This window comes from Streptomyces sp. NPDC091972 (assembly GCF_044756385.1).
In the GTDB taxonomy this organism is placed as follows: domain Bacteria; phylum Actinomycetota; class Actinomycetes; order Streptomycetales; family Streptomycetaceae; genus Streptomyces.
Map to the genome: position 1 here is coordinate 187,045 of NZ_JBIVSV010000008.1, position 25,354 is coordinate 212,398.

25 protein-coding genes and 5 tRNA genes are annotated in these 25,354 nt (G+C 71.6%); 9 read left to right on the forward strand and 21 right to left on the reverse strand.

All coding sequences use genetic code 11. The features are described from left to right. The first annotated feature begins 74 nt into the window (after nt 1–74). Together ACIQJT_RS24660 and ACIQJT_RS24665 are read left to right on the forward strand one after the other, a co-directional pair. Nucleotides 75–1,910 carry an HSP90 family protein gene (locus tag ACIQJT_RS24660; RefSeq protein ID WP_402646800.1) on the forward strand — a complete coding sequence of 612 codons (1,836 nt, stop codon included), beginning with the start codon at nt 75–77 and terminating at the stop codon, nt 1,908–1,910. Further along, a complete protein-coding gene (locus ACIQJT_RS24665) occupies nt 1,910–4,843 on the forward strand; it encodes a tetratricopeptide repeat protein (protein WP_402646803.1) in 2,934 nt (977 codons plus the stop codon). Before ACIQJT_RS24660 ends, ACIQJT_RS24665 begins: the two co-directional genes overlap by 1 nt. Nucleotides 4,844–4,885: 42 nt before the next feature. Here ACIQJT_RS24665 and ACIQJT_RS24670 read toward each other — a convergent pair whose 3' ends face one another. After that, nucleotides 4,886–6,649: a DAK2 domain-containing protein gene (locus ACIQJT_RS24670; protein ID WP_402647033.1), complete on the reverse strand. Its 1,764-nt coding sequence runs from the start codon at nt 6,647–6,649 to the stop codon at nt 4,886–4,888. Between the two features lie 255 nt (nt 6,650–6,904). On the opposite strand from ACIQJT_RS24670, the gene rpmB reads away from it, so the two are divergent. After that, nucleotides 6,905–7,090, forward strand: coding sequence for a 50S ribosomal protein L28 (rpmB, locus tag ACIQJT_RS24675; RefSeq protein WP_007384934.1), 186 nt, complete (start codon nt 6,905–6,907; stop codon nt 7,088–7,090). Between the two features lie 266 nt (nt 7,091–7,356). Here rpmB and thiD read toward each other — a convergent pair whose 3' ends face one another. Both thiD and ACIQJT_RS24685 read right to left on the reverse strand, forming a co-directional pair. Further along, nucleotides 7,357–8,169 (reverse strand): bifunctional hydroxymethylpyrimidine kinase/phosphomethylpyrimidine kinase, encoded by an 813-nt coding sequence (thiD, locus tag ACIQJT_RS24680; RefSeq protein ID WP_402646806.1) that lies wholly within the window; start codon nt 8,167–8,169, stop codon nt 7,357–7,359. Next, nucleotides 8,166–9,134, reverse strand: a complete 969-nt coding sequence (locus ACIQJT_RS24685) for a thiamine-phosphate kinase (protein ID WP_053852884.1) — start codon at nt 9,132–9,134, stop codon at nt 8,166–8,168. Before ACIQJT_RS24685 ends, thiD begins: the two co-directional genes overlap by 4 nt. Nucleotides 9,135–9,340: 206 nt before the next feature. On the opposite strand from ACIQJT_RS24685, the gene ACIQJT_RS24690 reads away from it, so the two are divergent. Beyond that, nucleotides 9,341–9,574 carry an Lrp/AsnC family transcriptional regulator gene (locus ACIQJT_RS24690; protein ID WP_003997603.1) on the forward strand — a complete coding sequence of 78 codons (234 nt, stop codon included), beginning with the start codon at nt 9,341–9,343 and terminating at the stop codon, nt 9,572–9,574. Nucleotides 9,575–9,594: 20 nt separating this feature from the next. After that, nucleotides 9,595–10,077, forward strand: a complete 483-nt coding sequence (locus tag ACIQJT_RS24695; RefSeq protein ID WP_402646810.1) for a DUF3515 domain-containing protein — start codon at nt 9,595–9,597, stop codon at nt 10,075–10,077. A 584-nt stretch (nt 10,078–10,661) separates the two neighbouring features. Here the strand turns inward: ACIQJT_RS24695 and ACIQJT_RS24700 are convergent. The 3 genes from ACIQJT_RS24700 to ACIQJT_RS24710 all read right to left on the reverse strand — a co-directional run bounded on the left by ACIQJT_RS24700 (nt 10,662) and on the right by ACIQJT_RS24710 (nt 13,672). Next, the gene (locus ACIQJT_RS24700) at nt 10,662–11,819 is read right to left on the reverse strand and encodes a D-alanine--D-alanine ligase family protein (RefSeq protein ID WP_365460527.1); all 1,158 of its coding nucleotides are present in this window, start codon (nt 11,817–11,819) and stop codon (nt 10,662–10,664) included. An 81-nt stretch (nt 11,820–11,900) separates the two neighbouring features. After that, entirely contained in the window at nt 11,901–12,911 is a 1,011-nt protein-coding gene (locus ACIQJT_RS24705) for an NAD(P)H-dependent glycerol-3-phosphate dehydrogenase (RefSeq protein ID WP_402646813.1), read from the reverse strand. After that, a complete protein-coding gene (locus ACIQJT_RS24710) occupies nt 12,908–13,672 on the reverse strand; it encodes a lysophospholipid acyltransferase family protein (protein WP_365460521.1) in 765 nt (254 codons plus the stop codon). Before ACIQJT_RS24710 ends, ACIQJT_RS24705 begins: the two co-directional genes overlap by 4 nt. 155 nt (nt 13,673–13,827) lie before the next feature. Here ACIQJT_RS24710 and cofC point away from each other — a divergent pair, with 155 nt between their 5' ends. Next, on the forward strand, nt 13,828–14,466 hold the full coding sequence (cofC, locus tag ACIQJT_RS24715) for a 2-phospho-L-lactate guanylyltransferase (RefSeq protein ID WP_402646817.1): 639 nt from the start codon (nt 13,828–13,830) through the stop codon (nt 14,464–14,466). A gap of 9 nt (nt 14,467–14,475) precedes the next feature. After that, nucleotides 14,476–14,667 (forward strand): hypothetical protein, encoded by a 192-nt coding sequence (locus ACIQJT_RS24720; RefSeq protein WP_053850552.1) that lies wholly within the window; start codon nt 14,476–14,478, stop codon nt 14,665–14,667. A gap of 71 nt (nt 14,668–14,738) precedes the next feature. Here the strand turns inward: ACIQJT_RS24720 and ACIQJT_RS24725 are convergent, their stop codons facing one another. From ACIQJT_RS24725 to leuC, 4 genes are all read right to left on the reverse strand, one after another. Further along, entirely contained in the window at nt 14,739–15,386 is a 648-nt protein-coding gene (locus ACIQJT_RS24725) for an HU family DNA-binding protein (protein ID WP_365460515.1), read from the reverse strand. A gap of 137 nt (nt 15,387–15,523) precedes the next feature. Beyond that, complete coding sequence (locus ACIQJT_RS24730) at nt 15,524–15,754, reverse strand: hypothetical protein (protein WP_007384922.1); 231 nt, start codon at nt 15,752–15,754, stop codon at nt 15,524–15,526. Nucleotides 15,755–16,019: 265 nt separating this feature from the next. Beyond that, on the reverse strand, nt 16,020–16,613 hold the full coding sequence (leuD, locus tag ACIQJT_RS24735; RefSeq protein WP_365460512.1) for a 3-isopropylmalate dehydratase small subunit: 594 nt from the start codon (nt 16,611–16,613) through the stop codon (nt 16,020–16,022). Between the two features lie 5 nt (nt 16,614–16,618). Further along, nucleotides 16,619–18,043 carry a 3-isopropylmalate dehydratase large subunit gene (gene leuC / locus ACIQJT_RS24740; protein ID WP_365460509.1) on the reverse strand — a complete coding sequence of 475 codons (1,425 nt, stop codon included), beginning with the start codon at nt 18,041–18,043 and terminating at the stop codon, nt 16,619–16,621. Nucleotides 18,044–18,233: 190 nt separating this feature from the next. Here leuC and ndgR point away from each other — a divergent pair, with 190 nt between their 5' ends. Next, a complete protein-coding gene (ndgR, locus tag ACIQJT_RS24745; RefSeq protein WP_007384919.1) occupies nt 18,234–18,950 on the forward strand; it encodes an IclR family transcriptional regulator NdgR in 717 nt (238 codons plus the stop codon). Nucleotides 18,951–19,122: 172 nt separating this feature from the next. Here the strand turns inward: ndgR and ACIQJT_RS24750 are convergent, their stop codons facing one another. Beyond that, entirely contained in the window at nt 19,123–19,629 is a 507-nt protein-coding gene (locus tag ACIQJT_RS24750) for a DUF4188 domain-containing protein (RefSeq protein WP_402646822.1), read from the reverse strand. A 79-nt stretch (nt 19,630–19,708) separates the two neighbouring features. Here ACIQJT_RS24750 and ACIQJT_RS24755 point away from each other — a divergent pair, with 79 nt between their 5' ends. Beyond that, nucleotides 19,709–20,353, forward strand: a complete 645-nt coding sequence (locus ACIQJT_RS24755) for a MerR family transcriptional regulator (RefSeq protein ID WP_365460503.1) — start codon at nt 19,709–19,711, stop codon at nt 20,351–20,353. A 48-nt stretch (nt 20,354–20,401) separates the two neighbouring features. On the opposite strand, the gene ACIQJT_RS24760 is transcribed toward ACIQJT_RS24755, so the two are convergent. From ACIQJT_RS24760 to ACIQJT_RS24805, 10 genes are all read right to left on the reverse strand, one after another. Continuing rightward, nucleotides 20,402–20,477, reverse strand: a tRNA-Glu gene (locus tag ACIQJT_RS24760). A gap of 44 nt (nt 20,478–20,521) precedes the next feature. Further along, nucleotides 20,522–20,593 (reverse strand) — tRNA-Gln (locus ACIQJT_RS24765). A gap of 21 nt (nt 20,594–20,614) precedes the next feature. After that, nucleotides 20,615–20,687, reverse strand: a tRNA-Glu gene (locus ACIQJT_RS24770). A gap of 62 nt (nt 20,688–20,749) precedes the next feature. Further along, nucleotides 20,750–20,822, reverse strand: a tRNA-Glu gene (locus ACIQJT_RS24775). A gap of 40 nt (nt 20,823–20,862) precedes the next feature. After that, nucleotides 20,863–20,934, reverse strand: a tRNA-Gln gene (locus tag ACIQJT_RS24780). Nucleotides 20,935–21,026: 92 nt separating this feature from the next. Next, nucleotides 21,027–21,758, reverse strand: a complete 732-nt coding sequence (locus tag ACIQJT_RS24785) for an HAD family hydrolase (protein ID WP_402646825.1) — start codon at nt 21,756–21,758, stop codon at nt 21,027–21,029. Between the two features lie 50 nt (nt 21,759–21,808). Beyond that, on the reverse strand, nt 21,809–22,471 hold the full coding sequence (locus ACIQJT_RS24790) for a DUF4241 domain-containing protein (protein WP_402646827.1): 663 nt from the start codon (nt 22,469–22,471) through the stop codon (nt 21,809–21,811). A gap of 111 nt (nt 22,472–22,582) precedes the next feature. Continuing rightward, nucleotides 22,583–24,067 carry a glutamate--tRNA ligase gene (gene gltX, locus ACIQJT_RS24795; RefSeq protein WP_402646829.1) on the reverse strand — a complete coding sequence of 495 codons (1,485 nt, stop codon included), beginning with the start codon at nt 24,065–24,067 and terminating at the stop codon, nt 22,583–22,585. Continuing rightward, entirely contained in the window at nt 24,051–24,836 is a 786-nt protein-coding gene (locus ACIQJT_RS24800) for a fumarylacetoacetate hydrolase family protein (RefSeq protein ID WP_365460491.1), read from the reverse strand. Before ACIQJT_RS24800 ends, gltX begins: the two co-directional genes overlap by 17 nt. 129 nt (nt 24,837–24,965) lie before the next feature. Next, nucleotides 24,966–25,148, reverse strand: coding sequence for a hypothetical protein (locus ACIQJT_RS24805; protein ID WP_365460488.1), 183 nt, complete (start codon nt 25,146–25,148; stop codon nt 24,966–24,968). Nucleotides 25,149–25,354: the final 206 nt, after the last annotated feature.

The window sequence follows — 25,354 nt, forward strand, 5'->3', positions numbered from 1 at the left end:
CCGCGGACTCCCGCCCCCACCGGGACCGCCCGACCCCGCGCCGCGCGATCGTTCCCCCCACCGGCGCTGCGACGATGGATTCCCAGACCTCAGAGTCATCACAGACACCCCAGGTACCTCAGCAACCTCATACGTTCCAGGTCGACTTGCGCGGTCTGGTGGACCTCCTCTCCCATCACCTCTACTCCAGTCCCAAGGTCTACGTGCGCGAGCTGTTGCAGAACGCGGTGGACGCGATCACGGCCCGGCGGGCCGAGCAGCCGGACGCCCCGGCCCGCGTGCGGTTGTACGCGGAGGAGGGCGCCCTGCGGGTCGAGGACTCCGGGGTCGGGCTCACCGAGGCGGACGTGCACGACCTGCTGGCGACCATCGGGCGCAGCTCCAAGCGTGCCGAGGGACTTCAGGAGGTCCGCTCGGGCTTCCTCGGGCAGTTCGGGATCGGTCTGCTCGCGTGCTTCGTGGTCGCCGAGCGGATCCGCGTGGTCAGCCGCAGCGCCCGGACGCCGGACGCGCCACCCGTGGAGTGGACGGCGAGCGACGACGGGTCGTACCGGGTGCGGACGCTGCCCCACGACGCCCGTCCGGAGCCGGGGACCACGGTTCACCTGGTGGCACGGGCGGGGGCCGGCGAGTGGCTGGCGCCCGCGCGGGTGCTCCAGCTCGCCCGGGACTTCGGCTCCCTGCTGCCGTACGACGTCCGGGTCGGCGACGAGGCGGTCACCGACCTGCCCGCGCCCTGGGACCGGCCCTACCCCTCCCCCGCGGCCCGCCGGGTCGCCCTGGCCCGGCACTGCCACGAGCTGTTCGGCTTCACGCCCCTGGACTCGATCGAGCTGAACGTCCCCCTGGCCGGCATCCGGGGCGTGGCGTACGTCCTGCCCTCGGCGGTGAGTCCCGCCCAGCGGGCCACCCATCGGGTGCACCTGAAGGGCATGCTGCTGACCGAGCGGGCCGAACAGCTCCTGCCGGACTGGGCGTTCTTCGTGCGCTGCGTCCTGGACACCGACAGCCTGCGGCCCACGGCCTCGCGCGAGTCGCTGTACGAGGACGTGACGCTGGCCGCCGTACGGGACGCGCTCGGGGAGCGGATCCGGTCCTGGCTGACGGGGCTCGCCGCCGGGGACCCGGAGCGGCTCGCGGCGTTCCTGTCCGTGCACCACCTGGGCGTGAAGTCGCTCGCGCGGCACGACAAGGACATGCTGCGCACGATGCTGCCCTGGCTGCCGTTCGAGACGACCGACGGGCGGCTGTCGCTGGAGGAGTTCGCGCAGCGGCACGCGGTGGTGCACTTCACGCGGACCGTGGAGGAGTACCGGCAGGTCGCGCCGATCGCCTCCGCGCAGGGCGTCGGGGTGGTCAACGGCGGTTACACCTACGACAGCGACCTGGTCGAGGCGCTGCCCTCGGTGCGGCCGGGCACGGTCGTCACGGAGCTGGACGCGGACACCGTGACCGCCCACATGGATCTGGTCGACCCGGCCGAGGAACTCGCCCTGTCGGGTTTCCTCGCCGCCGCGCGGGCCAGGCTCGACCCGCTGGGCTGTGACGTCGTCCTGCGTGCGTTCCGGCCGCTGTCCCTGCCCGCGCTGCACCTGGACGACCGGGACGCCCGGCACGAGCAGGCGCGGGCGGAGGCCGAGGACCAGGCCGACGACCTGTGGGCGGGCATCCTCGGCTCGCTGCGGGGCAGCGCCCCACGCGCGCGTCTCGTGCTGAACCACCTCAACCCGCTGGTACGGCGGATCGGTGCGCTGGGCGATCCGGAGCTGATCGGCACGGCCACCGAGTCCCTGTACGGGCAGGCGCTGCTGATGGCCCAGCGTCCGCTGCGGCCCGCGGACTCGGCGCTGCTGAACCGGGCCTTCATGGGCCTGCTGGAGTGGGCCACGAACGGCGAGGAGGGCCGCTGATGAGCACAGTGGACGGGAGCGCGGCCTTCGACGCGCTGCGCCGGGCGATGGCGGAGAACGCCGAGGAGCCGGAGGGACCCGCCCGCAACGCGCGCGCGGAGCAGCTGCTCGCCGAGGCCGAGAAGCTGAACATCCCGCTCGCCGTGATCGAGGCGCTCGGACACCAGCTGAAGGTCTACAACTACAGCTCCGAGAAGGCCAAGATGTTCGTGCCCTTCGCGCGGCTGCTGCGCATGTGGGACGAGCACCCCGAGGACTTCGACGAGTACGAGACGCACTCGCTGCACTGGGTGTTCAAGTGGATGACGACCGGCATGCTCGACCAGCCGCACATCCCGCTCGCCGCCATGGAGAAGTGGCTCGGCGAGATGGAGCACCGCTACCGGCTGGCCGGGCACTCCGAACGGGCCGTGCGCAGCGCCGAGTACAGCGTGGCCGCGCACGTCGGGGATGTGGAGCGGGCCGAGCGCGCGTACGCCGCGTGGCTGGCCGCCGACCGGGACAGCATGGCCGACTGCCACGCCTGCGAGCTGCACGAGCAGGGCTGGTGGCAGTCGCAGCGCGGGCGGGACGAGGAGGCGCTCGACCTGTGGGCGCCGGTCCTGGAGGGCGAGTTCACCTGCGCCCACGAGCCGCACGCGGTTCTCGCGTCCTCCCTGAGGCCGCTGCTGCGTCTGGGCCGCCTCGACGAGGCGCGCGCCAACCATCTGCGGGGCTTCCGGCTCGTGCGGGCGATGGAGAGCATGCGTGGCGCCTACGCGGACCACGTGGAGTTCTGCGCGCTCAGCGGCAACGAGGCACGCGCGCTGGAGCTGCTGGCCGAGCGTCCCGCGTACTTCACGGACGACGGCCATCCGCGCAGCCTGCTGGACTTCACGGCCGTGGTGGCCCTGCTGATGGACCGGCTGACCGGGCTGGGCCTGGGCGAGCGGCCGGTGCCGGGCCCCGCCGGCCGGTCCTGGACCGCGGCCGAGCTCGCCGTCCACGCGCGCGGGGAGGCCCTCGCGCTGGCCGCCCGCTTCGACGAGCGCAACGGCACGTCCCACGTCGGCGAACGGACCCGCGCGCGCATGGCGCAGCGCCCGCTGGTGGAGCGGCTGCCGCTGGGAGTGCGGGCGGCGCGGACGGTCGCCGCTCCGATGCCGGCGCCCGCTGCCCCCGTCACCGCGCGGGAGCCCGATCTGCCCGCGCTGGTCGCCGAGGCCCGGCGACTGTCGGACACCCTGCGGCCCAACGCCGTGGAGGCGTGGGCGGCGGTCGCGCGAGCCGCCGAGGGCGGGCGGCTGGACCCGCGCGACCGGGCGGAGATCGCCGACCACGAGGCGATGGACCTGGGCCCGGCGGGCCTCGAACTGTTCGAACGGGCCGCCGAGTTGTACGCGGAGGCGGGCGACCCGGGTGAGGCGCTGGCCGCACGCGCGCGTGCCGCGTACGTCCGCGCGCTCGCGGGTGAGGTCGACGCGGCGCTCGCGGCGGTCGCCGGGCCGTACGACGAGGTCCTCGCGCTGTACTCCGCGGACGACACCGGCGTACGGCAGACGGCGTCCGTGCTGATGTCCCGAGCGCGGATCCTGATGCGGCGGGTGCACGAGGGCGACGAGGTGGCTTTCCTGACCGACGCCGAGTCGGCCGTACGGGAGGTGCTCGCGCTCGTCGAGGGGCGGACCGGGGACGACGTGCGGCTGGCCGCGCGGGTCGCGGAGGCGCAGGCGATGCTGGCGGAGCTCGCCGCGCGGGCCGGGGACCTTCCGGCGGCGGCCGAGCTGTTCACCGCGGCCGCGGCCGGGTTCGTGGCGGCGGGCCTGCCCTGGTTCGCGGTGGAGTACGAGGCCAGGCTCGCCGGGCTCCTGCACCACCTGGGCGACGCGGACGGCACGGAACGCGCACTGCGGGCGGCCCTGGAGCACGGCGGGCCGCACCTGGAGGCGGTCGGGCGGGCTCAGCTCCATCTTCAGCTCGCCGAGGTCGTCGGCGGCCGGGGGCTCGACGAGGAGGCCGCGGAGCACGCCCTGGAGGCCGCTCACTGGGCCGACGAGGCCGGGGAGGGGCCGACGCTGGGTGCCCTGGCCCGGCACCAGCTCGGCGGGTTCCTGCTGCGTCTGGGCCGGTGGGCGGAGGCCGCGGAGGTGCTGGAGTCGGCGCTTCCCGACCTGAGCGCGGAGCGGCACGGCGAGGGGACGGTCGTACAGACGCAGTGGTGGCTCGGCGACTGCCTGGCCGAGCTGGGCGAGCACCGGGCGGCGGCCGAGCGGCGGTTGCAGGCCGCGGAGATCGCCCGGCACTGGCCCGAGCAGCACGACCACGCCACGCTCGCGCACCTCGCCGCGGAGTCGCTGGGGGCCGCGGGACTGGCCGCCGAGGCCGACCGGGCGTACGCGCGCGCGGGTGCTCTGTGGAGTGAGCTCGGCAATGTGCACGGTCTCGTCCGCTCGCTGCGTGCCCGCGCGTGGCTCGCGCTGCGCGCGCAGGACGGGGCGGACGCGGCACGGGAGTTGATGGCGGACGCGGTCCGCGCGTGCGAGGCGGCGCTGGGCGACGCGCGGGCCGACGAGGCGGCGCGGCAGCGACTGGTCGGTGAACTCGGGCACACGCACCGGCAGTTCGGGGACCTGCTGGCCCGTTCCGTGCCCGAGGACGCCGAGGACGACTCGATCCGGGCGGTGCTGGAGGAGGCGCTGGCCGAGGTGGTGGAGGCGGTCGTCGTGTTCGCCTCGCTCGGGGACGACGGCCTGGACGCCCGGACCGGTGCGGAACTCGCGGCGGGCTGGCTGGCGGCCGATCTGAGCCGGCCGGTGGAGGCGGCGGCACGCGCGCGTGCGGTGCTCGACGCCTACGGCGACACGGACGGGGCCGACGCCACGGCACGGGCGCGGCGGTCCGAGGCGGAGCAGATGCTGGGCCTCATGGAGGGGGCGGAGGGGCGGGACGGCTGACCGGCACCGCCTGCCTTCCGCGGGGAGCCGTCGGCCGGGGTGCTACTCGACCCCGATGAGCAGCACGGCCCCCTGCCGGCCGCCCCGGTACACGACGGTGTCCACGGCGAGGTAGGACTCCCGTACGCGCGTCTCCAGGTGCTCGGCGACGGCCTCGGGGGCCTCGTCGCCGAGCACCAGGGTGACCAGCTCGCCGCCGGCGGAGAGCATGCGGTCGAGGACGGTCTCGGCGGTGCCGGTGACGTCCGAGCCGATCACCGCCACGTCCCCGTCGATGAGCCCGAGGACGTCACCGGCCTGACAGATGCCGGCCATGGTCCAGGACTGGCGTTCGGCGACGGCGACCTCGGCGTAGCGGGTCGCGCCGGCCGCCGAGGTCATCTGGACCACGTCCTCGTCGAACCGGCGCTCCGGTTCGTGCACGGCGAGCGCCGCGATGCCCTGGACCGCGGAGCGGGTCGGGATCAGCGCGACCCGGATGCCCTCGGTGCGGGCCTGCTCGGCGGCGGCGGCCGCGGTGTGGCGCAGGTCGGCGTCGTTGGGCAGCAGCACGACCTCACGCGCGTGGGCCCGTCGTACGGCCTCCACGAGCTCCCCGCTCGCGGGCGGCTCCCCGGGGCGGGCGAGCACGGTGGTCGCCCCGGCCTCCGTGTACAGCCCGGCCAGCCCCTCACCGGGCACGACGGCGACGACGGCCCGCTGGGCGCGCTCGCGGGCCGGCCGCCCGGCACCGGTGGTGTGCACGTCACCGAGGCCGAAGTGCGTGATGCGGATCCGGTAGGGCCGGCCTGCCTCGACGCCCGCCTCCACGGCGGCGCCGGCGTCGTCGACATGCACATGGACGTTCCACAGTCCGTCGCCGCCGACCACCACGAGGGAGTCGCCGAGCCCGTCGAGCCGCTGCCGCAGCCGCGCGACGGCGGTGTCGTCGGCCTCCAGGAGATAGACGACCTCGAAGGCGGGGCCGTGGGTGTCCGGGGCGTCGGCGCACTCTTCGAGGACGTCCGCCGGGACCTGGGCGGAGTCGGCGGGGACGGGGTCGGCCCGGCCCTCGGCGGAGTCCGCGGGCGCTGCGGCGGAGGTCATGTCCGGGTCGTCGCCCGCCACGCGCGCGTGCCGCAGGCCGCTCGCCACCGGCACCGCGCTGGGCACCTCCCCCGTGAACGTCTCCACCAGCGCCCCCAGCACCGCCACCAGCCCCCGGCCGCCGGCGTCCACCACGCCCGCGCGCTCCAGGACGGCGAGCTGGCCGGGTGTCGCGGCGAGGGCGGCGCGCGCCCCTTCGTAGGCGGCCCGGGCCACCGCCCCGCAGTCGTCCTCCGCTTTCCCGGCCGCGTCCGCGGCGGCCGAGGCGACCGTGAGGACTGTGCCCTCGACGGGGTGGGCCACGGCCTGGCGGGCGGAGTCGGCCGCGTGCCGCAGGGCGAGACGGAGCCCCTCGCCGTCCGTGTGAGTCGTCTCACTGTCGGCGGACAGCACCTGGGCCATGCCGCGCAGCAACTGGGCGAGGATCGTGCCGGAGTTGCCGCGGGCACCTATGAGGGCTCCGTGCGCCATCGCGCGGGCGGCCTCCGCGAGCGCCGGTTCGCCCGAGTCGTGGGCGCCGTGGGCCTCGAAGACGGCCTCCACGGCGGCGGTCGCCGACTCGGCGGTCAGGTACAGGTTGGTGCCGGTGTCCCCGTCGGCGACGGGGTAGACGTTGATCGCGTCGATCTCCTCGCGCGCCCGACCCAGCGCCCGCAGCGACAGACCGCACCAGGTGCGCACCGCGAGAGCATCGAAGAATGTCTGCGGCACCTGCGCCACCTGCGCCTCCTCGGGCTGCTGGACTGGACGCAGCGTAGACCCCGGGCGGGCGTCCGCCGGAAGAGGGCCCGGAGCGAGTGCCTGGTCAGTCATGGTAGTTTCGTTCTACTGGCGCAGTCGTTGTATGCTGCTCCGGTTGCCCGATCCCAATCGGGCCATTCCCCTGGCAGAGCCACTCAGATCTTTGATCCTGCGATCTCGATCCCGGCCCGCCGGGATCCACCGTAAGTGCATCTGAAGTCTTTGGAGTGACCCGTGGCTGCCAACTGCGACGTCTGTGGCAAGGGGCCGGGCTTCGGCAACAGCGTGTCCTTCTCGCACCGCCGTACGTCCCGTCGCTGGAACCCGAACATCCAGCACGTCCGTACTGTGGTGGGCGGGACGCCGAAGCGCCTGAACGTCTGCACCTCGTGCATCAAGGCCGGCAAGGTCTCGCGCTGACGCACAGCTGAAGCGCGCGGCCACCGCTGGTTCGCTGCAGAGCCGGTCCACCTCAGGGTGGGCCGGCTTTTTGCCGTGCCCGCTCGAACCCGTGCCGGGCCGACACCACGGACGCGCACCGGTTCGCGCCCCGGCGAGCAGGGACCCCCGTACGGCGTTCGCGGTCTGCGAGGCGCGGACCACGGACTTCGCCGTGACCTGCCGGAGACCTCGGACACCGCGGGCCCGTTCTCCCTCCGAGCGGCTCATGGAGAAGTCGGCGACGGTCAAGCTGCCGGAGTACCCGGTGCGGGGCCGCTCCGCAGCGCCCAGCCGTGGTCCACGGGGCCGATCCCCCCGCCGAGGGCGAACCCGGCGGCGATCGCGCCGGTGACGTACTCCTTGGCGGCCGTCACCGCCTCCGGCACGGACTGTCCCCTCGCGAGCTGCGAGGCGATCGCGGAGGCGAGGGTGCAGCCGGTGCCGTGGGTGTGCCGGTTGTCGTGACGGGGCGCGCGCAGCCAGTGCTCCGCGGAACCGTCGGTGAGCAGGTCGACGGCGTCGCCCGGGAGATGACCGCCCTTGATGAGCACCCACTTGGGCCCGTACGCCAGGACGGCCCGGGCCGCCTCGCGCAGCTGGGCCTCCGACTCGACCCGCACACCGGTGAGTTGGGCCACCTCGTCGAGGTTGGGGGTGGCCACGGTGGCGACCGGGAGCAGCCGTCGCCGTACGGACTCCAGGGCGGACGAGGCCAGCAGCGAGTCGCCGTGCTTGGAGACGCCGACCGGGTCGACGACGGCCGGGGCGTCCGTGGCGCCGATCAACTCGGCCACCGTCTCCACGAGTTCGGCCGAGGCGAGCATCCCGGTCTTGACGGCCTGGACGCCGATGTCGTCCACGACACTGCGGTACTGGGCCCGCACCGCCTCCACCGGCAGCTCCCAAGCCCCCTGCACGCCGAGGGAGTTCTGCGCGGTGACGGCGGTGACGACGCTCATGCCGTGCACGCCGAGCGCGAGCATCGTCTTCAGGTCGGCCTGGATCCCGGCGCCGCCGCCGGAGTCGGAGCCCGCCACGGTGAGCACCAGGGGCTTCACGACTCGATGTCCCCGCCGAAGTGGTCCCAGCCGCCCTGGCTGGTCCAGGGCGCCCCGTCGACCGTCACCTGGGGCAGCGCCGAGGGGTTGAGGACCTCGCCGATCACCTTCCAGCGGGCCGGGAGCTTCACGTCCGGCGGGAAGGTGGCCACGATCGCGTGGTCCTCTCCCCCGGACAGCACCCACTGGATGGGGTCGACACCGACGGCCTGACCGATGTCGATCATCTGGCTCGGAATGTCGATCGCGCCGGAGCCGATGTCGATGCGGACCTTGCTGGCCTCGGCGATGTGCCCGAGGTCGGCGATCAGTCCGTCGCTCACGTCGCACATCGCGGTCGCGCCGAGCGCCGCGGCGGCGGGGCCCGCGTGGTACGGCGGCTCGGGGCGCCGGTGCGCCTCGACGAAGGCGCGCGGCGAGCGGAACCCGCGGGAGAGCACCGCGTACCCGGCCGCCGACCAGCCCAGCCAGCCGGTCACGGCCACCAGGTCGCCGGGCTGGGCGCCGGCCCGGGTGACCGGTTCCTGGCCCCGCAGATCACCGAGGGCGGTGATGGAGACCATGATCGTGTCCCCTCGTACGACGTCACCGCCGACCACGGAGGCGCCCGCGACCTGGCACTCGTCGCGCAGGCCGTCCATGAGCTCCGAGGGCCAGGTCACCGGGAGTTCGGCGGGCACGACCAGGCCGAGCAGCAGGGCGGTCGGCACGGCTCCCATGGCGGCGATGTCCGCGAGGTTCTGGGCGGCCGCCTTGCGTCCGACGTCGTAGGCCGTGGACCAGTCGCGGCGGAAGTGCCGGCCCTCCAGAAGGATGTCGGTGCTCGCCACGACCCTGCGGTCGGGCGCGGCGACCACCGCGGCGTCGTCGCCGGGGCCCACCCGGACCGCCGGGGTGGTGGTGAGACGGGAGGTGAGCTCCCTGATGAGCCCGAACTCGCCGAGCTCACCAACAGTGCCCTTCATGGCCCTTACGCCCCTTCTGTGCCGTGCCGTGCCCGGTCGCGCGTCATCAGTGTCCTCGATACGGTCGAGGGGACCGTGAACTTCTGTCGTGTCCGCACCCCGGCACGGGTGTCCGCGTCCCCGCGGGTCTCCCCGCAGCGACCGGCGACGCGATACCGTGGCGTTCCTTTTCCCCACATGATCCTCGTGGCCGCCCTGGAGGTTCCGTGGTACAGGCGTACATCCTGATCCAGACGGAGGTCGGCAAGGCGTCGACCGTCGCCGAGACGATCAGCAAGATCCCTGGTGTCATCCAGGCCGAGGACGTGACAGGACCGTATGACGTGATCGTCCGCGCACAGGCCGACACCGTGGACGACCTGGGCCGCATGGTGGTCGCCAAGGTCCAGCAAGTGGACGGCATCACGCGCACCCTGACCTGCCCGGTCGTCCATCTGTAGCCCCCGTCTACCCTTGGCCGGTGAACTTCTTCCGTCACCGGCCTCTCGGTCTGTCCGCGCTCGCCCTGCTGATCACGGTCGCGGGCTGCTCCTCCGCAGACGACAGCGCGTCGGCTGCGGTTCCCTCGCCGGGGGCGGGCGTCACGAAGCTGTGCCGGGAACTGGACCGGGTACTGCCGTCCAAGGTCGACGACCAGGACCGTCGGGATCCCGAGCCCGCGTCCGCGCTGACCGCGGGCTGGGGTGACCCGGCGATCATACTGCGGTGCGGTGTCGGGCGGCCCGCCGAGATGGACGATCCGGAAGCCGACGGGGTCGAGGTGAACGGGGTGGGCTGGCTCCTGGAGAAGCAGGACGACGGTTCGTTCCGGTTCACCACGACCCTGCGCAAGGCGTACGTCGAGGTCACGATCCCCGAGGACCGCACCGCGGACGGCATGGCGCCGCTGGTGGACCTGGCGTCGGGCATAAAGAAGGCGATCCCCGCGGGAATCGCCGACTAGCCCCACCCGAACATCCCGGGCCCCTCGGAACCGGCCTCGGGACCGGCCGCGGAACTCCCGCCGACCGGCGGCGCGGTTCTTACCGACCGGGGCACGGTTCTCACCGACCGGCGGCGGAAGCCCCCGCGCCCCACGTCCGGAACCCCAGCGCCTCGACGGCGGAAGCCTCAGCGTCCCACGTCCGGAGCCCCAGCGCCCGGCGGCGGGAGTCCTGCGCACCGGCCGCCGCCGGAGCACTTCCGACCCGCCCTTGAGGCCCCCCCGAGCAGCCGCCCCCGCCCCCCACCACCGAGGCGCCTGTGACCAGACGCGGAGACGGCACCCCGCCCAGCGAGCCCCACCACCGGCAGCCAGCGCCCCACCGACCGCCGCCGAAGCACTCCCGACGCGCCGCAGCAAGCCCGCCGACCGGCGGCCGGAGCCTCACCGACCGGGCCGCAGCACTCCCGTCCCGCGCACAAGCCCCGTCGACCGTCACGCGGCGACCAGCGACCAGCGACCAGCGAGCTTCAGATCAACCCGGAAGCCCCGCCGACCGCGACGGAAGCCCTGTCGGCCCCGCCGCCGAAGTCGCCCGCCCCGTGCTACCGAAGCCCCGTCGACCTGCGCAGGGCCGCTCCGATGAGGCGGTCCACCAGCTCCGGGTAGCTGATCCCGCTCTTCTCCCACATCTGCGGGTACATCGAGATCGGCGTGAAGCCCGGGAGGGTGTTGATCTCGTTGATCACGAACTCGCCGTCCTCGGTGAGGAAGAAGTCCGCGCGGACCAGGCCCTCGCAGGAGGCCGCCTCGAAGGCGTCGACGGCGAGCCTCTGGACCTCGGCCGTCTCCTCGGGCGTCAGCGGCGCCGGCACGATCCCGGGGGTCGAGTCGATGTACTTCGCCTCGAAGTCGTAGTACGCGTGCTCCTGCGGCGGCGGGATCTCCGCGGGGACCGACGCGCGCGGACCGTCCTCGAACTCCAGGACACCGCACTCGATCTCGCGGCCCCGCAGCGCCGCCTCCACGAGGATCTTCGGGTCGTGGGCCTGCGCCTCGGCGATCGCCTCGTCCAGACCGGACAGGTCGTCGACCTTGGTGATGCCGATCGACGAACCCGCGCGGGCGGGCTTCACGAACAGCGGCCAGCCGTGCTCGCCCGCGAAGTCCACGATCCTCTTGCGGGCCGCGGACTCGTCCCGCTCCCACTCGCGCGGCCGGATCACCAGGTACGGGCCGACCTTGAGCCCGAAGGAGGTGAACACCCGCTTCATGTACTCCTTGTCCTGGCCGACGGCCGAGGCGAGCACGCCCGAGCCGACGTACGGGACGCCGGAGAGCTCCAGGAGGCCCTGGAGGGTGCCGTCCTCGCCGTAGGGGCCGTGCAGGACGGGGAAGACGACGTCGACCTCACCGAGCGCCTTGGGCACCGATCCGGGCTCGCTGTAGACCACTTCGCGGTTGGCGGGGTCGACGGGGAGCACCACGCCGCCCTCGCTGGACTCGGCGAGCTCCTCGACGTCCGGCGTGCGGCGCTCGGTGATCGCCATGCGTTCCGGTTCGTCGGCGGTGAGCGCCCAGCGGCCGTCCTTGGTGATGCCGATCGGCAGGACGTCGTACTTCGTCCGGTCGATGGCCCGCAGTACGGCGCCGGCGGTGACCACGGAGATCCCGTGTTCGGAGCTGCGCCCGCCGAACACGACGGCCACGCGCGGCTTGCGAGGCGGCTGCTCAGGGCTCTGGGGGAGGTTCTCGGTGCTCATATCGCGATGAGAGTACCCGGTGGTAGTGCCCTGAGACAGCGCCCACCCCTGCGGCGAACGAGGCAAAAAAGCCGCCGTGGCTCAGCGTCGCTCGGGCTTCGCGCTGCGCGACATCAGCTCCTTGACGGCGACCACCGGGGACTTGCCCTCGTGCACGATGCCGACGACCGTCTCGGTGATCGGCATGTCGACGCCGTGCCTGCGGGCGAGATCCAGCACGGACTCGCACGACTTGACGCCCTCCGCGGTCTGCTTGGTGACCGCGATGGTCTCCTGGAGGGTCATGCCCTTGCCGAGGTTGGTGCCGAAGGTGTGGTTGCGCGACAGCGGCGAGGAGCAGGTCGCCACCAGGTCGCCGAGCCCGGCGAGTCCGGAGAAGGTGAGGGGGTCGGCGCCCATCGCGAGGCCCAGCCGGGTCGTCTCCGCCAGACCGCGCGTGATGAGCGAGCCCTTGGCGTTGTCGCCGAGTCCCATGCCGTCGGCGATGCCGACGGCGAGCCCGATGACGTTCTTGACGGCGCCGCCCAGTTCGCAGCCCACCACGTCGGTGTTGGTGTAGGGGCGGAAGTAGGGCGTGTGGCAGACGGCCTGGAGGCGCCGGGCCACCGCCTCGTCGGTGCAGGCGACCACGGCGGCGGCCGGCATCCGGGCGGCGATCTCCCGCGCGAGGTTGGGCCCGGTGACCACGGCGATGCGGTCGGCGCCGACCTTGGCGACGTCCTCGATCACCTCGCTCATCCGCATGGCGGAGCCGAGCTCGACGCCCTTCATGAGGGAGACGAGGACGGTGTCCGGCGCGAGCAGCGGGGTCCACTCGGCGAGGTTGGCGCGCAGGGTCTGCGAGGGGATCGACAGGACGGTGAAGTCGGCGCCGGCCGCTGCCTCGGCGGGGTCCGTGGTCGCCCTGATCCCCTGCGGGAGCTCCACGCCGGGGAGGTAGTCGGGGTTCGTCCGGCCGGAGTTGATGGCCTCGGCGACCTCGGGACGACGTGCCCAGAGGGTGACCTCGCAGCCCGCGTCGGCGAGGACGACACCGAAGGCCGTGCCCCATGAACCGGCGCTGAGAACCGCCGCCTTGACGGGTTTGCTCACTTGCTCTTCTCCCCCTCGTGCCCGCTCTGCGCCTGGGTCCGGCGCCGCTGCTCGATCCGCTCGCGGCGCGGGTCGTACGCCGTCGCGGGTGCCTTCTCGCCCCGGATGATCTCGAGCTGCGCGGTGACGGCGGCCATGATGACCGCGGTGGCCTCCTTCAGGAGGTCCGGGGTCATCTCACGGTCGTAGAACGGCGACAGGTCCACGGGCGGTCCCGCGAGGACGTGCGAGGTCTTGCGCGGCAGGAAGTGCAGCTTCTTTGCGTACGGCGGCAGCAGTTCGTTGGCGCCCCACTGCGCGACCGGGATCACCGGGCACTTGGTCTGCAGGGCCACGCGCGCGGCGCCGGTCTTGCCGGTCATGGGCCACTGGGCGGGGTCGCGGGTGATGGTGCCCTCGGGGTAGAACGCGACGCATTCACCGCGCTCCACGGCGTCGATGGCGGCCCTGAAGGCGCTGAGCGCGTCCGTGGTCTCGCGGTAGACGGGAATCTGCCCCGTGCCGCGCATGACGGCGCCGACGAATCCCTTGTTGAAAAGACCGCTCTTCGCGAGGAATCGCGGAACGCGTCCGGTGTTGTACTGGAAGTGCGCGTACGCGAAGGGATCGATGTGCGAATTGTGGTTGACCGCGGTGATAAATCCGCCGTCAGTCGGAATGTGCTCCATTCCACGCCAGTCCCGCTTGAGCAGAACCACGAGCGGCGGTTTGGCGATCACCGCTGCCAGGCGGTACCAGAAGCCGATTCTGCGGCGGGGCACGCGGACACCTTCCTCTAGGGCCTGGGGGGCCGCACAAGTGTCGCCCCGGGCCGTCTGTCTGTCGAGAACACCGTACGCCCCGCCGCCGACACCGCCAGATGGGGCGCGTGACGACTGAGTGACAATGGCCGCGAGAAGAGAAGGACGGAGCCCTCGTGCAGTGGACGTTGGTCATCCCGCTGAAGCCCCTGGCGCGGGCCAAGAGCAGGCTCTCGGACACCGCCGACGACGGGGTGCGGCCCGGTCTGGCCCTCGCCTTCGCCCAGGACACCGTGGCGGCCGCGCTGGCCTGCCCGGCGGTCGCGGATGTGGCGGTCGTCACGGACGACGCCCTCGCCGGCCGGGAGCTGGCGGCCCTGGGTGCCCGGATCGTCCCGGACGAGCCGCGAGGGGGCCTGAACGCGGCCCTGGCGCACGCGGCGGCCGTCGTGCGGTCGGCACGCCCCGAAAGCGCCCTCGCCGCCCTGAACGCCGATCTTCCGGCGCTGCGACCCCTGGAATTGGCCCGGGTGCTCGACGCGGCCGCCGAATTCCCGCGCGCTTTTCTCGCGGACGCCGCGGCAATGGGCACCACCCTGCTGGCGGCGCGGCCGGGCGCGGAATTGCGCCCCGCATTCGGCCCCGATTCGCGCGCACGGCACCGCGCCTCGGGGGCGGCGGAACTCCCCCTCGCCGAGGTCGATTCCGTACGGCAGGACGTGGACACCGGCGAGGACCTGCGGGCCGCGCTCACGCTCGGGGTGGGCCCCCGGACGGCCGCCGCCGCGGCGCGGCTGCTGATCCCCGGGCAGTAGGCTGCGGCCATGCAGGCGACCGCGTACACGTACGACCCCGAAAGCCGCAGCGGGCAGGTGCTCCTCGACGACGGCACCCCGGTGCCCTTCGACGCGCCGGCCTTCGACGCGGGCGGGCTGCGGCTGCTGCGTCCCGGCCAGCGCGTGCGCGTCGAGATGACCGGGGACAAGATCACTCTGGTGACCCTGCAGACCTTCTGAACCCCCTCGCACACGCCGCGGGCCGGACTCCGATGCGGAGTCCGGCCCGGCGCGTGAGTGCCCCTGTGCCCTTACCTCTTGCGGGCCGTGGCCTTCTTGGCGGTGGTGGTGCGCGCGGCCGACTTCTTGGCGGGCGCCTTCTTGGCGGTGGCCTTCTTCGCCGGGGCCTTCTTGGCCGTCGTCTTCTTCGCGGCGGTCTTGTTCGCGGCGGTGCTCTTGGCGGCGGTGCCGGTCGCCTTCTTGGCGGGGGCCTTCTTCGCCGTCGTCTTCTTGGCGGTGGCCGTGGTCTTCTTGGCCGTCGTCTTCTTCGCGGTGGTCTTCTTGGCCGTGGCGGTCTTGGCGGTGGCCTTCTTCGCGGCCGCCTTCTTGACCGTGGCCGAAGCACCGCCGGTCAGGCTGCCCTTGGGCGCCTTCTTGACCGCGACGTCGTTCTTCGGGAGCTTCTTCGTGCCGCTCACCAGGTCCTTGAAGCCCTGGCCCGCGCGGAAGCGCGGAACGGAGGTCTTCTTGACCCGAACCCGCTCGCCCGTCTGGGGGTTGCGGGCGTAACGGGCCGGCCGGTCGACCTTCTCGAACGAACCGAAGCCGGTGACCGAGACCCGGTCGCCCGCAACCGTCGCGCGGACGATGGCGTCCAGGACCGCGTCGACCGCGTCGGCGGCCTGCTGGCGGCCGCCCACCTTGTCGGCAATCGCTTCTACGAGCTGCGCCTTGTTCACGTCTTCCCCTTCGGAGACATCGCCCGAACGAAACTGTTCAAGCTTTTTCGCACGTTAGGCAGATATATACCGCAAATCAAACACGAAACGGGCTTATCACCCTTGTGCCGCAACGAACTCGGCTGCTCTGGACTTGTTCAGCGTTCCTCTTCCGGGATTCGACCCGCGTCGAGGTCGGCCATGAACCCCTCCAGACGCCTTGTCGCTTCGACGACGTCGTGCTTGGCCGCGGCCGTAATGACCAGCAGCTTCCGGGTCAGCGCCATCCGTACGCCCTCCGGGACTTGCAGTGCGCGCACTCTTGCGTGCGCTTCCTTCAGTTGGTCCGCGACCGCCGCATAGAGCTCGAGTTGGCCGTCGTGTTCCATGCACAGATTGTGCCATCTGGGGCGAGTTGTCGCCTGCCAGGGGTGCAACTGCCGCCTCAAACGGCCTTCCGGGCTCATCCGGGAGTCACGACTACAAGGGTCGCGTACCCCGACAACCCCCTTCGTAACGTGGGAAGTTGAGCGGGCGAGGCGCACGGTGCGAGGGCGTCCGGGGGCAGACACGGCCGTACCCCCGATCGGGCTGATCGGGGGTACGGCGGGGGTGTTGCGGTGGCCGGAATTCGACCTGTTGGACGGCTCCGGGTCAGACCTCGATCGTCCGCGGCTTGTACGAGGGCCGCTTGGCCTCGTACGCGGCGATGTCCGCCTCGTTCTGGAGGGTGATGGAGATGTCGTCCAGGCCGTTCAGCAGTCGCCAACGGGAGTTCTCGTCCAGCTCGAAGCTCGCCGTGATGCCCTCGGCGCGCACCTCGCGGGCCTCCAGGTCGACGGTGATCTCGGCCTCGGGGTCCTTCTCGCTCAGCTCCTGGAGCGCGTCCACGATCTTCTGGTCCAGAACCACCGTGAGCAGGCCGTTCTTCAGCGAGTTGCCGCGGAAGATGTCTGCGAAGCGGGAGGAGATCACGGCCTTGAAGCCGTAGTTCTGCAGCGCCCACACCGCGTGCTCACGGGATGAGCCGGTGCCGAAGTCGGGGCCGGCGACCAGGACGGTCGCACCCTTGCGCTCGGGCTGGTTGAGGATGAACTTCTCGTCCTTGCGCCAGGCCTCGAACAGTCCGTCCTCGAAGCCGTCCCTGGTCACCTTCTTGAGCCAGTGAGCAGGGATGATCTGGTCGGTGTCGACGTTCGAGCGGCGCAGCGGGACGGCCCGGCCGGTGTGCGTGGTGAATGCTTCCATGACTCTCAGACTCCAGCGGCGACAGGGGCGTCGGACAGGTCGGCGGGCGAAGCCAGGTGGCCCAGCACGGCGGTCGCGGCCGCGACCTGCGGCGACACCAGGTGCGTACGACCGCCCTTGCCCTGCCGGCCCTCGAAGTTGCGGTTGGAGGTGGACGCGGAGCGCTCACCGGGGGCGAGCTGGTCCGGGTTCATGCCGAGGCACATCGAGCAGCCCGCGTGCCGCCATTCGGCGCCGGCCTCCTTGAAGACCACGTCCAGACCCTCGGAGACGGCCTGCAGGCCCACGCGCGCGGAGCCCGGGACGACCAGCATCCGTACGCCGTCGGCGACTTTGCGGCCCTTGACGAGCTCGGCGGCGGCGCGCAGGTCCTCGATGCGACCGTTGGTGCACGAACCTACGAAGACGGTGTCCACCTTGATGGAGCGCAGCGGCTGGCCGGCCTCCAACCCCATGTACTCCAGGGCCTTTTCGGCGGCGAGGCGCTCCGAAGCGTCTTCGTACGAAGCGGGATCGGGGACGCTCGCCGAAAGCGGGGCGCCCTGGCCCGGGTTGGTGCCCCAGGTGACGAACGGCGACAGCTCGGCGGCCTCGATGACGACCTCGGCGTCGAACTCGGCATCCTCGTCCGTCTTCAGCGTCTTCCAGTACGCGACGGCCGCGTCCCAGTCCTCGCCCTTGGGGGCGTGCGGGCGGCCCTCGAGGTAGTCGAAGGTGGTCTGGTCGGGGGCGATCATGCCCGCGCGGGCACCGGCCTCGATCGACATGTTGCAGATGGTCATGCGGGCCTCCATCGAGAGCTTCTCGATGGCGGAGCCGCGGTACTCCAGGACGTAGCCCTGGCCGCCGCCGGTGCCGATCTTGGCGATGATCGCCAGGATCAGGTCCTTGGCGGTGACGCCGTCGGGCAGTTCGCCGTTGACCGTGATGGCCATGGTCTTCGGACGGACCAGCGGCAGCGTCTGGGTGGCCAGCACGTGCTCGACCTGGGAGGTGCCGATGCCGAAGGCCAGACCGCCGAAGGCGCCGTGCGTGGAGGTGTGGGAGTCGCCGCACACCACGGTCATGCCGGGCTGGGTCAGGCCGAGCTGCGGGCCGACGACGTGCACGACACCCTGCTCGACGTCGCCCAGCGGGTGCAGGCGCACCCCGAAATCGGCGGCGTTCTTGCGCAGCGTCTCCAACTGGACGCGCGAGACCGGGTCGGCGATCGGCTTGTCGATGTCGAGGGTCGGGGTGTTGTGGTCCTCGGTGGCGATGGTCAGGTCGAGCCGGCGCACCTGGCGGCCGCTCTTGCGCAGCCCGTCGAAGGCCTGCGGGCTGGTCACCTCGTGCAGCAGGTGCAGATCGATGTAGAGGAGGTCGGGCTCGCCCTCGGCGCGCCGGACGACATGGTCGTCCCAGACCTTCTCCGCGAGTGTCCTACCCATCGCTTTCCCTCCGGTCGGCAGAGCCGCGCCGACCCAACTAGAAGATCTCGTGGAGGCGACGCCCTGGGCCCCTGTTCCCGGGCACCCGCCGCCTGGCCCGGTGGTCCGCGGGCCGCTGTGCCTACAAGGGTTGCGCGTCTCACGAAAAAAGGAACTTGCGTTTCACAGAGTGAGACGTGAGTATCGTTTCATGGACAACAGTAGCGGCGTCGGCGTTCTGGACAAGGCAGCCCTTGTTCTGAGCGCTCTGGAGTCCGGACCCGCCACCCTCGCAGGACTGGTCGCGGCCACCGGACTGGCACGACCCACGGCCCACCGGCTGGCCGTGGCTCTGGAACACCACCGCATGGTGGCACGCGACATGCAGGGCCGTTTCATCCTCGGCCCGCGCCTCGCCGAGCTGGCCGCGGCCGCCGGCGAGGACCGCCTCCTCGCGACGGCCGGCCCGGTGCTCACGCACCTGCGGGACATCACCGGCGAGAGCGCCCAGCTCTACCGCCGCCAGGGCGACATGCGCATCTGCGTCGCCGCGGCGGAGCGCCTGTCGGGTCTGCGGGACACGGTCCCGGTCGGCTCGACGCTCACCATGAAGGCGGGCTCCTCGGCGCAGATCCTGATGGCCTGGGAGGAGCCGGAGCGCCTGCACCGCGGCCTCCAGGGCGCCCGCTTCACGGCGACGGCCCTGTCCGGCGTACGACGTCGCGGCTGGGCCCAGTCCATCGGCGAGCGCGAGCCGGGCGTCGCGTCCGTCTCCGCGCCCGTCCGCGGCCCCTCCAACCGCGTGGTGGCCGCCGTCTCGGTCTCCGGCCCCATCGAGCGGCTGACCCGCCACCCGGGCCGCATGCACGCCCAGGCGGTCATCGACGCCGCCGCCCGCCTCTCCGAGGCACTTCGCCGTACGGGTTGAGGGCATCCTGTCGATCCGAAGTCCGGCCTCAACGCCGCGGCAGGTCTTGGATCGACAGGGGATCGTCCGACCTTCTCGGGGCACGGGGAACTGCGCGACCGGCCACACCCCGAGTCGGTCGGCTGACGGCCGGCCGGGGCTGATCGCGCAGTTCCCCGCGTCCCTGAATGCGTCACATGCTCCTGGCCCGATAGGCGAACCTCTCCTTCGCGTACCGCCCGCGCGCGGCGACCGGCACCTGCCCGTGCGCCGCCGCCAGCCCGAACGCCGGCATGTCCGCGTAGATCGACTCGTACGAGCCCTCCGGCACCACGTACGCCTCGTGCCACAGCCCCACGTGCTGACGCGCCTTCCCCGCCCTCTCCTTGCGGTTGACGATCGCCCACGCGCGGTGGTGGAACATCTCCGGCGAGTGCGCGTAGGCGTACAGCTTCTCCTTCGACTCCCAGTACTGGACGACGTAGTACGTCCGTGGTGAGGCGGTCAGCAGGACATGGGAGAGCAGCCCCCGCTCCGGCGCCCGCGACAGCTCCCGCAGCATCCTCGGCATCGCCAAGAGGACCGGGCCCCAGTGGTGCACGGCCCAGAAGTGGTTGATGCGCACCCCGATCAGCAGGACGACCACGTCCCCCTGCGTGGACGCGGTGGTGCGGCCTGCGGTGACCTTCTTCCCGAACATGGGACCCCCTGGTTGGCGAGCGGCACTATCCGACGATGGATGCTTGGATAGTGCCGGTATCCGAGAGAGGGCGCAAGAGATGCGGCTGACCGAACTCAGCGAGCACAGCGGTGTGTCCACCGCGACGATCAAGTACTACCTGCGCGAAGGGCTGTTGCCGCCGGGCCGCCGGCTCAACGCCACCACGGCCGAGTACGACGAGGCCCATCTGCGCCGACTGCGGCTGGTGCGGGCGATGATCCAGGTCGGCAAGGTCCCGGTGGCCACCGTCAGGGAGGTCCTGCGGCACGTCGACGACGACTCCCTGCCCCGCACGATGCGCCTGGGCGCGGCGGTCTGGGCGCTGCCCCAGGTGCCGGAGCCGGACGCGGACGACGAGTTCGTGCGGGGTGCGCGGGGCGCGATGGAAGAGTTGCTGAGGACACTGGGGTGGACGCACGCCCAGGCCATGACGGGCATCTCCCCCGCGTTCCGCTCCCTGGTGGTGGCGGCGGCCGCGCTGCGGCGGCTCGGCTACGACTGGAGTCCCGAAACCCTCGTGCCCTACGCGCGATTGATGCGACAGGTGGCCGAGCTGGACATGGCGTTCATGGAGTCCCAGGTCTCGGAGACGGAGAAGGCCGAGGTCGCGGTGCTCGGCGTGGTGCTCGTCGAGCCGATGCTCCGAGCCCTGCACCGGCTGGCACAGGAGGAGGAGTCGGCGCGGAGGTACGGCGACGCATGAACCCGGGGACACGACGAAGGCCCCCCGCCGAAGCGAAGGGCCTTCCTGTGGTACCCCCGACCGGATTCGAACCGGCGCTACCGCCTTGAGAGGGCGGCGTGCTAGGCCGCTACACAACGGGGGCGTGGAGCCTGCTGGCGTTCAGTACTGCATCGCCGCAGGTCCGAGCTGGTCTACCTGGACTCGAACCAAGACTAACTGAACCAGAATCAGTCGTGCTGCCAATTACACCATAGACCAATGTGGTTTAGACCAGTTCCGTACCCCCGACCGGATTCGAACCGGCGCTACCGCCTTGAGAGGGCGGCGTGCTAGGCCGCTACACAACGGGGGCCCTAGCGATCCTGCATGAGAGTCAGTGGGTGCGACCCTGACTGACCCTCCGGGAAGGATCTGTACCCCCGACCGGATTCGAACCGGCGCTACTGCCTTGAGAGGGCAGCGTGCTAGGCCGCTACACAACGGGGGCTTCGCGGAGTTGATCTCCGCCTGCAGATGAGCTCTGCGAGCTGGCCTACCTGGACTCGAACCAAGACTAACTGAACCAGAATCAGTCGTGCTGCCAATTACACCATAGGCCACTGGAACGCAAGCCCCTACGGGGATCTTGTTCTAGTTCTGCTCCTCCGGTTCCCGGCCTTTCGGCCCGCTCTCCGGCGGCGCAGGAAGAACATTACCCGAAGGTGGACGGGGCTCCAAAACGGGTATCGGCGCCGAGGATCGCGGGGAGTTCGGCGAGGGAGGCGATGCGGTGAGTGCCGTCGGGTGCCTCGATGGTCGCGTACGGGCCCTCGCGGGCGATCCAGACCGAGAGCAGCCCGGCGTCCGCGGCGCCCCGGCCGTCGATCTCCGGGTGGTCGCCGACGTACGCCACCTGGTGCGGGGCCAGCTCCAGGGCCTCGCAGGCCGCGAGGAAGGCGCCGGCCTCGGGCTTGGAGACACCCAGCTCGGCGGCGCACAGGATGACCTCGAAGCGGTCGTGGACGCCGAGGACGCGCAGTTTGTGGTCCTGGACGTGGATGCTGGAGTTGGACAGCACGGCGTGCCGGTGGCTGGTCGCCAGGGCGTCGAGGACGGGCAGCACGTCCGGGAAGAGGGCCCAGGCGGTCTCGTAGTGCGCGACGTACCGCTGGAACCAGGCGTCGGCCTCCGCGTCGGTCAGGTCCGCGCCGAGGAACGCCCGCACCCGGTCCCGCCGCTGCCCCTGGAAGTCGACCTCGCCCGCCGAGAACCGTGCCCACTGGGTGTCGGTGACCGCCCGCCAGCGCGCGATGGCCTGCTCGGCGCTCCCGTACGCCTCCAGCAGCCCCTCGGCCGCCAGATGCAGGCGCATTCCGACGCGGTCGGCCCCTGTGTAGTCGAAGAGGGTGTCGTCCACGTCCCAGACCACGGCCCGAATGCTCATGATCCGACGGTATCCCGGCACCCTCGGGCACGTCCGGCGTTCGTGGTGCCTCAGGAGGGATCGGGCGCCACGAAGAAGTCCGTCAGGAAGCAGGTGACCTCGCCGGAGGCGGTGCGCCCGATCCAGGTGGGGTAGGAGCCGTCTCCCCAGCCGGAGGTGAAGGCGGCGAGGGTGTGACCGGTGGAGGGCGAGGTGACCAGGTGCGGGCCGCCCGACCAGTCACTGTCCTCGAAGGCGTCCCACAGCGGGCCCTCGTCCTCCTGTGCCTCCGGGAAACCCTCCTCCGCCGCGGCGTCGTAGAAGCAGCCGGTGCCGGCGTCGACGCCGTAGCCGAAGAACTCGTCGCCCTCGAGTTCGGCGGCGTCCTGTTCCGGCTGGAGGGCCAACTCCCAGGTCGCGGTGGGCTCGTCGCGGATCACCAGGCGGGCCGCCGCCACTCGCCGGTGGGGGTGCTCGGCCGGGGGCTCCCCGGGGCGGGTGAGGGTCGCGACGGCCGCGTCGACGCGGTAACGGCCGGGGGCGACGGTGACGGTGAACGGCTCGATGTCCCCGGACCCGAGGTGGACGAAGGGGTCGCAGGCGACGACCCGTCCGGTGGGCAGGTCGAGCATCCCGCCGTCGGCCAGGTCGATGACACCGGTCTGCCCGGACTCGTAGGAGAACGTGCTGCCCGGGGTGAACAGCCAGGTGTGGTCACGAGGGGACATCGGCATGGCGGGGCCCTTCCGGATCTTGAGTTCGATGCCGGAACCCTAGTGCGCCCCACTGACAACGCCGAGGGGCGGCGGCCGCCACGGCCACCGCCCCTCCACGCGCGTGTGCCGCTACGCGGCGAGCTTCGCCAGCGCGGCGTCGATCCTCGCCAGCGTCGTCTCCTTGCCCAGGATCTCCAGGGACTCGAAGAGGGGCAGGCCGACCGTGCGGCCGGTGACGGCGACACGGACCGGGGCCTGGGCCTTGCCGAGCTTTAGGCCGTGGGTCTCACCGGCGGCCAGGACGGCCTCCTTGAGCGACTCCGGCGAGGTCCAGTCCGCCGACTCCAGCTTCTCGCGAGCGGTGCGCAGGAGGGCGTCGGAGCCCTCCTTCATCGCCTTCGTCCAGGAGGGCTCGTCGAAGACCGGCTCGGGGAGGAACAGGAAGTCGACGTTGTCGGTGATCTCCGAGAGGACCTTGAGGCGGGTCTGGGCGTGCGGGGCGATCGCCTGCCACTTGGTCTCGTCGAAGTCCTCCGGCGCCCAGGGGGCGAAGGGGGCCTTGAGCCACGGGGCGCAGCGCTCCGTGAAGTCCTTCACGTCCAGCATCCGGATGTGGTCGGCGTTGATCGCCTCGCACTTCTTCAGGTCGAAGCGGGCCGGGTTGGGGTTGACGTCCGCGATGTCGAAGGCCGCGACCAGCTCGTCGGTGCCGAAGATGTCCTTGTCCGCGGAGAGCGACCAGCCGAGCAGGGACAGGTAGTTGAGCAGGCCCTCGGGGAGGAAGCCGCGCTCGCGGTAGAGGTTGAGCGAGGCCTGCGGGTCGCGCTTGGAGAGCTTCTTGTTGCCCTCGCCCATCACGTACGGCAGGTGGCCGAAGGCGGGCACGGTCTTCGCGACGCCGAGCTCGATCAGCGCCTTGTACAGGGCGATCTGGCGCGGGGTGGAGGACAGCAGGTCCTCGCCGCGCAGGACGTGCGTGATCTCCATCAGCGCGTCGTCGACCGGGTTCACGAGCGTGTACAGGGGCGCCCCGTTGGCTCGTACGATCCCGTAGTCCGGGACGTTCTCCGGGGTGAAGGTCAGCTCGCCGCGGACCAGGTCCGTGAAGGTGATCGTCTCGTCGGGCATGCGGAAGCGGACGATGGGCGTACGGCCCTGGGCCCGGTACTCCGCCACCTGCTCGTCGCTGAGGTCGCGGCAGTGGCCGTCGTAGCCGGACGGCCTGCCGGCCGCGCGGGCGGCCTCGCGGCGGGTGTCCAGCTCCTCCTGGGAGCAGTAGCAGTGGTAGGCGTGACCGGCGTCCAGCAGCTTCGCGGCGACGTCCTTGTAGAGGTCCATGCGCTGCGACTGGCGGTACGGCGCGTGCGGGCCGCCGACCTCGGGGCCCTCGTCCCAGTCGAAGCCCAGCCAGCGCATCGAGTCGAGCAGCTGGTTGTAGGACTCCTCGGAGTCACGGGCCGCGTCGGTGTCCTCGATGCGGAAGACGAGCGTGCCCTGGTGGTGCCGGGCGAACGCCCAGTTGAACAGGGCGGTGCGGACCAGGCCCACATGGGGGTTACCGGTGGGCGAAGGACAGAAACGTACGCGGACGGGTGCGCTAGCCACGCTTGACAACCTTGTTGGTGAGAGTGCCGATGCCTTCGATGGTGACGGCGACCTCGTCGCCGACGGTGAGCGGCCCGACGCCTGCCGGGGTGCCCGTGAGGATCACGTCGCCGGGGAGCAGCGTCATGGCCTCGGAGATGTTGACGATCAGATCCTCGATCGGGTGGATCATCTCGCTGGTGCGGCCGAGCTGGCGTTGGTCGCCGTTGACGGTGAGCTGGATCGTCAGGTCGGAGGCCGTCTCCAGGTCCATGCCGGTCTCCACCCAGGGACCCAGCGGGCAGGAGGTGTCGAAGCCCTTGGCCCGCGCCCACTGCTTCTCGCGCTTCTGGACGTCCCGGGCGGTGATGTCGTTCGCGCAGGTGTAGCCGAAGATCACGTCCTTGACGCGCTCGCGCGGGACCTCGCGGCACAGGCGGCCGATGACGACGGCCAGCTCGGCCTCGTGGTGGACGTCCGCGGAGAAGGACGGGTACTGGATCTCGTCGCCGGGGCCGATGACCGAGGTGGACGGCTTGAAGAAGGCGAACGGGACGTCCGGGACCTCGTTGCCCAGTTCCTTCGCGTGGTCGGCGTAGTTGCGGCCGTACGCCACGACCTTGTTGGGGAGCACCGGCGGCAGCAGCCTGACCTTGCTCAGCGGGACCTTCGTACCGGAGAGCTCGAAGTCCGCGAACGGGATGCCCTTGATGATGTCGAGGACGAGCTCGTCCGGCCTGTCGCCCTCGACCGCGCCGAAGGCGACGTTCCCGTCGATGGAGAATCTGGCGATGCGCACGGGATCTGGGCGCCCCTCTACTCGGCCGGCTGGAGACTGACGCTCCAGGCTAACGCGGGGAGGGGGCGGTGCCTCGCGCAATACGCCCGGGTCACCTGCCCGGAGGGCGGTGATCCGGGCGCGATACGGTTACTTGGCCGCGGAGGCCGGGATCTCCGTCAGGATCGTGCGGCGGGGGTTGGCGGTCTGGGCGGGGAGGTCGAGCGGGTGCTCCGGCTGCTCCGGGATCTGCAGGGCGTCGGCGTCCTCGAGGTGCGCCAGCGTCGTGCGCCGCGGGTTGGCAATGTTGCGGAACATCATCGTCGTCTTCACGGTTGTACTCGACCTCGGATGTGGTGGGTTGGGCAGATGGAGCCTTCTTGTAAAGCGTCAGGCTAAACATGCCATTCCCCTCCGAACTCGCGAAGACCCCATGATCGGCGTGTGAGTTTGCTCACTCACGTAGGGGCAAAACGGACAATCCACAGCCACAACTCACCCCAACGAAACGGACATTGACTCCCTGAAGCCATCATTCC